Source organism: Cupriavidus sp. FW306-01-F10A (genome assembly GCF_058782785.1).
The window spans coordinates 1-5,160 of record NZ_JBYSYA010000048.1; the positions used below are offsets into that span (position 1 = coordinate 1).

The 5,160-nt window shown below is 68.6% G+C and carries 6 protein-coding genes; 2 read left to right on the plus strand and 4 right to left on the minus strand.

All coding sequences use genetic code 11. The features are described from left to right. Window positions 1–69: 69 nt before the first annotated feature. Window positions 70–648 carry a P-loop nucleotide/nucleoside kinase family protein gene (locus AC3WLF_RS31215; protein ID WP_492359303.1) on the minus strand — a complete coding sequence of 193 codons (579 nt, stop codon included), beginning with the start codon at window positions 646–648 and terminating at the stop codon, window positions 70–72. Between the two features lie 123 nt (window positions 649–771). Here AC3WLF_RS31215 and AC3WLF_RS31220 point away from each other — a divergent pair, with 123 nt between their 5' ends. Continuing rightward, window positions 772–1,212: a bacteriohemerythrin gene (locus AC3WLF_RS31220; protein ID WP_114131860.1), complete on the plus strand. Its 441-nt coding sequence runs from the start codon at window positions 772–774 to the stop codon at window positions 1,210–1,212. A 6-nt stretch (window positions 1,213–1,218) separates the two neighbouring features. Here the strand turns inward: AC3WLF_RS31220 and AC3WLF_RS31225 are convergent, their stop codons facing one another. Beyond that, a complete protein-coding gene (locus AC3WLF_RS31225; RefSeq protein ID WP_492318762.1) occupies window positions 1,219–1,596 on the minus strand; it encodes a cupin domain-containing protein in 378 nt (125 codons plus the stop codon). A gap of 69 nt (window positions 1,597–1,665) precedes the next feature. Next, window positions 1,666–2,511: a thioredoxin gene (trxA, locus tag AC3WLF_RS31230; RefSeq protein WP_492318761.1), complete on the minus strand. Its 846-nt coding sequence runs from the start codon at window positions 2,509–2,511 to the stop codon at window positions 1,666–1,668. Window positions 2,512–2,745: 234 nt separating this feature from the next. Between trxA and AC3WLF_RS31235 the strand changes: the two genes are divergently transcribed. Further along, complete coding sequence (locus tag AC3WLF_RS31235) at window positions 2,746–4,461, plus strand: long-chain fatty acid--CoA ligase (RefSeq protein ID WP_492318760.1); 1,716 nt, start codon at window positions 2,746–2,748, stop codon at window positions 4,459–4,461. 69 nt (window positions 4,462–4,530) lie between these two features. Here AC3WLF_RS31235 and AC3WLF_RS31240 read toward each other — a convergent pair. Next, on the minus strand, window positions 4,531–5,160 hold a 630-nt coding region (locus AC3WLF_RS31240; RefSeq protein WP_492359304.1), incomplete at its 5' end, for an ankyrin repeat domain-containing protein.

Genomic DNA, 5,160 nt, shown 5'->3' on the forward strand with positions numbered 1-5,160 from the left:
ACGCCATGGTCAGAACCAGCACTCCTTGGGACAAATCGCTTCACCGAACTTGACTTTGAAGACGGTTACTCAGGCGCTCAGCGCGCGCAGCAGCCCGTCTACCTCGGCGTCGCCCGGTGCCTGGTTGTCGAAGAAGATCAGTTCCGGATAGTCCGCGGGCGCCGGCATGAAGCGCCGGGTGCGGTACGCCTCCCAGTGGCTCAGCTTGTAGGCGTCGTTGGGATTGCCGCGCCGGATGATGCGCGCATGGGCCTCGTCTTCCGGCAGATGGACCCAGAGCGTGCGCACCGTGGTGCCGGCGGGCACGTGCAGCCAGCCGGGGTCATGCAGCAGGTGGGCCTTGACCTCGCGCGACAGCGGGCCGATCACGATCACGCTGATGCCCAGGGCCAGGTTCTCTCGCGCGGTGTCGAGCAGGCCCTGGTATTCCGGGTCGCGCAGGTTGTCCAGGTAGGCCGGGCTGTCGCGGTCATTGGGGTCGCCGGTGATCGCGGCCATGGCCGCGGCGCTGTAGCGGCCGTACAGGGTGTCCTTGTCGAGCAGGCAGAAGGGCTCGCCGGTGGCCTGCATCAGCGGGCCGATCAGGCGGTGGGCGAGGGTGGTCTTGCCGGTGCCGGCATGGCCGCAGAAGAAGATCAGTCTTGGCATGAGGGATAGGTGTAGCGGACAGGGCGCATCGCCCACAGCATACCCCTGGCTTGCGCCAGATCAGGCCCGGGCCGCGCCGATTCGGTATCCTTGCCGTTTTCTCCCACGATTGCCGTCGATCCCATGGACGCCAAAGACCAGCTTTCCTCCGCCGGCCTGCCGGACCACCTCCATCTGGGCGAACCGGTCACCGACGCCACCCATGCCGAGTTCGTGCAGCTGCTGGCCGCGGTGGCCGGCGCCGACGACGCCGGCTTCCTGGCCGCGATGGACGCATGGATCGACCATACCCGCCATCATTTCGCCCAGGAAGAGCAGTGGATGGAGGCGATGGGCTTCGGCCCGCGCCATTGCCACGCGGGCGAGCACCAGCAGGTGCTGGCCGTGGCCGTCGCGGTGCGCGACAAGGTGCACACCGATGCCGAGTTCCAGCTTGGCCGCCGCCTGGTGGCCGAGCTCTCGGGCTGGTTCGACCATCACGTCAAGTCGATGGACGCGATGATGGTGGAGCATATGCGCGAGCACGGCTTCACGCTGGTCGAAGGCCCGGTCACGGCGGCCTGAGCGCAGTCAGGCCGGGTGGGCGGCGTCGCGGTCGATCACCACGAAATACTTGCGCACCGGTGCCAGCACCTCGAACAGCCCGGTAAAGCCGGCCGGGATCACGCAGGCGTCGCCGGGGCCGAAGTCGCTGGCCTGGCCGGCATCGTCGCTGATGCGGATGCGGCCGCTGATGATATGGAAGAACTCTTCCTTGCCGGCCGGAAAGGCGATGCGCCAGGCCCCGGGCTCGCATGCCCAGATGCCGCAGTCGAAATCGCCGTGCTGCGCGCTGTAGTGCGTCCAGGTGGTGCGGTCGGGGTTGCCTGACACCAGCCGGTCCGGGCGCGGGCGGTCGTGGCTGGGGGCGGGCTCGGTCTTGAAGTCGATCAGGCGGGGCGCTGGCATGGCGGATGGCAGGAAAAATGGCGGAACTGAGTCCGCCAGTTTACCGCGCCGGGGCCGCGGCCCGGCCGTTCAGTTCAGCGCGGTGCTCAGCTGGCGGCGCCAGTGCGACACCACTTCGGGCCGGTCGGCCAGCATCTCGAACACCGACAGCATGGTCTTGCGGCCGATATCGTCCTCGAAGGTGCGGTCGGCGCGCACGATTTCCAGCAACTGCTCCAGTGCCGGCTCGTACTGCTGGCGCGCGATCAGCAGCCTGGCCAGGTCCCGCCGCGCCGCCAGGTCGCGCGGGTCGGCGGCGATGCGCGCGCTCAGGGTGGGCTCGTCCGGCAGGCCGGACAGGCCCTCCATCGCGTCCATGCGGGTACGCAGCGCGGCATGGGCGTCCTGCTGCGCGGCCTGCGGCGACAGGGCCTCGAACTGCGACCTGGCCTCGGCGATGGCATTGCCGTCCAGCAGGAAACCGATATAGGCCAGCCGGGCGGCGTCGGTCTCGGGGTCGAGCGCAATGGCTTCGTCGAACTTCGCCTCGGCGCCGGCCCGGTCGCCCTCGGCGGCCAGTTGCAGCGCGTCATGCAGGGCCGTCTGCGCGGGCTTGGGCATCAGTCGCCCGAGGAATTCACGCAGGCCGGACTCGGGCAGCACGCCGATGAACTGGTCCACCGCCTGGCCGTCGGCAATCGCCACCACATGTGGGATGCTGCGCACGCCGAAGTGCGCGGCCAGGTCCTGGTTCTCGTCGACATTGACCTTGACCAGCTTCCACTGGCCGCCGGCCTCGGATTCCAGCCGTTCCAGCATCGGACCCAGCGTGCGGCAGGGGCCGCACCACGGCGCCCAGAAGTCGACCAGCACGGGCGCCTGGCGCGAGGCCTCGATCACTTCGGTTTCGAAATTCTGCAGGGTCACGTCGCTCATGGGAAATCCTGGATCGGGGAGAGGCGGGAGCGGCCAGCCCGGGCGGGCCGCCCGAAGGGGCAAGGCAATCTATACCCCTATTGTGAGGGCGAAGGCGCCGAATGCAACGCCCTGTGCCAATACCGTGCCCGCAGGGTTCGGGAAAGTCTGCGGTTGAAAATAGAACGATCGTTCGGTTATAGTCCTTGATCATACCAAAAGACCCGGTCCGCGAGACCGCACAGGAGACCTTGCATGCAGACCCCAGCTCGCCCGCATTTCCAGTTCTGGCCGAAGCGCCTGCCGACCGCCATCGTGCTGCCGGAGACCTCGCTCTGGGCCAACCTGGAAGTCTCGGCGCTCCGCTATGCCGACAAGGCCGCGATCCGCTACTTCGGCAATGCCATCACCTTCCGTGAGCTGGAGGCGCAGGCCACCGCGCTGGCCGGCTGGCTGCAGCAGAAGGCGGGCGTGAAGAAGGGCGACCGGGTGCTGCTGTACATGCAGAACTGCCCGCAGTTCATCGTCAGCTACTACGCCATCCTGCGCGCCGACGCGGTGGTGGTGCCGGTCAACCCGATGAACCGCGCCGAGGAATTCAAGCATTACGTGACCGACGCGCAGGCGCGCGTGGCGATCTTCACCGCCGACCTGGCCGCCGGGGTCGAGCAGGCGCAGGCGGAGCTGGCGCCGGCCGAGCGCCTGCAGCATATGCTGGTGACCCAGTATGCCGACGCGCTGCCGCCCGCGCACGAACATCCGGAAGACGCGCCGCCGGCCTGGCTGACCACGCCGCATCCGCTGCCCGCGGGCGCCACCGCGTGGCCCGAGGCATTGGGCGCCGGCCTGCAGCCCGGCCCGCACACCGCCGGCCCGGACGACATGGCGGTGATGCCCTACACCTCGGGCACCACCGGCTTCCCCAAGGGCTGCATCCATACGCACCGCTCGGTGATGCACAACATCGTCGGCGGCTCGACCTGGTCGGGCTCGGGCGCCGAATCGGTGATCCTGTCGGTGCTGCCGCTGTTCCACGTCACCGGCATGCAGTACGGCATGAACGGCCCGATCTACAGCGGTGCCACCGTGGTGATGCTGCCGCGCTGGGACCGCGAGGTGGCCGGCCGCCTGATCTCGCGCTACCAGGTCACGCACTGGACCAATATCCCGACCATGGTGATCGACTTCCTGGCCAGCCCCAACCTGGCCCAGTTCGACCTGGCCAGCCTGCGCTATATCGGCGGCGGCGGCGCGGCCATGCCGCAGGCCGTGGCCGAGCGCCTGCGCGAGCAGTTCGGGCTGAACTACCTGGAAGGCTACGGCCTGTCCGAGACCATGGCGCCGACGCACAGCAACCCGTCGGACCGGCCCAAGCTGCAGTGCCTGGGCGTGCCGACCTTCAACACCGACGCGCGCGTGGTCGACCCGGTCACGCTCAAGGAACTGCCGCCCAACGAGATCGGCGAGATCATCGTCAGCGGCCCGCAGGTGTTCAAGGGCTACTGGGGCAAGGAGGACGCCACCCGCGACGCCTTTATCGAGTTCGAGGGCAAGGCCTTCTTCCGCACCGGCGACCTGGGCCGCATGGACGAAGAGGGCTACTTCTTCATCACCGACCGCCTCAAGCGCATGATCAATGCGTCGGGCTTCAAGGTGTGGCCGGCCGAGGTGGAGAACCTGCTGTACAAGCATCCGGACGTGCAGGAGGCCTGCATCATCGGCACGCGCGACCCGTACCGCGGCGAGACCGTCAAGGCGGTGGTGGTGCTGCGCGCCCATGCCAGGGGCAAGACCACGCCGGAGCAGATCATCGAATGGGCCAAGGAGAACATGGCCGCCTACAAGTACCCGCGCGTGGTGGAGTTCGTCGAGGCGCTGCCGAAGTCGGGCACCGGCAAGGTGATGTGGCGCCATCTGCAGGAAAGCGAGAATGCGCGCAACACCGGCGCGGAGGAGAGGCCCGCGGCCTGAGGCAGCCGGGTAGCCAATGAAAAAGGCTGGTCGACCGACCAGCCTTTTTTATTTACGCGGTGCCGGCCCTCAATGCCCCCGCACCCGCATCAGCATCTTCACCATCGTCTTGTAGCCCCGCTCGCGCGCATGGCGCGTGGGGCTCACGCCTTCACGGTCGGCAAGGTTGGCGTCAGCGCCGGCATCCAGCAGCAGCTGCACCGTTTCCTCGTAGCGGGTGCTGCCATCGCCCAGGATCACCGCTTCCAGCAGCGCGGTCCAGCCGAGGTCGTTGACATGGTCCACGGCAACGCCGGCCTTCAGCAGCAGCTTCACCACCTCGACATGGCCATGCTGGCTGGCGGCGATCAGCGCGGTGCCGTCATAGCGGTCGGTGCTGGCCAGGTCGGCGCCGTGCGCCAGCGCCAGGCGCACCATGTCGGCCTGGCCGGTGGCGGCTGCCAGCAGGAAGGGGCTGTTGGCCTCGGTGTCCTTCAGGTTCACATCGGCGCCGGCCAGCAGCAGCGTGCGCGCGACTTCGGTGTGCCGGTTCTGCACCGCCGCCAGCAGGGCGCTGCGCCCGCGCTCGTCGGCCGCGCGCGCCGAGGCGCCGGCGGCCAGCAGGCGCGCCACCAGGTCCTGGTCGCCGGCGCTGGCGGCGGTGATCAGGTTGCGGTCGAGCGTGCCGATGGCGTCGCGGCGTGGCGGCGGCTGCATGGC

Bases quoted from the DNA above. Each gene is read 5' to 3' on its own strand.
- AC3WLF_RS31225 (WP_492318762.1), bottom strand. From the start codon at position 1,596: ATGCCAGCGCCCCGCCTGATCGACTTCAAGACCGAGCCCGCCCCCAGC.
- trxA (WP_492318761.1), bottom strand. From the start codon at position 2,511: ATGAGCGACGTGACCCTGCAGAATTTCGAAACCGAAGTGATCGAGGCC.
- AC3WLF_RS31235 (WP_492318760.1), top strand. From the start codon at position 2,746: ATGCAGACCCCAGCTCGCCCGCATTTCCAGTTCTGGCCGAAGCGCCTG.
- AC3WLF_RS31215 (WP_492359303.1), bottom strand. From the start codon at position 648: ATGCCAAGACTGATCTTCTTCTGCGGCCATGCCGGCACCGGCAAGACC.
- AC3WLF_RS31220 (WP_114131860.1), top strand. From the start codon at position 772: ATGGACGCCAAAGACCAGCTTTCCTCCGCCGGCCTGCCGGACCACCTC.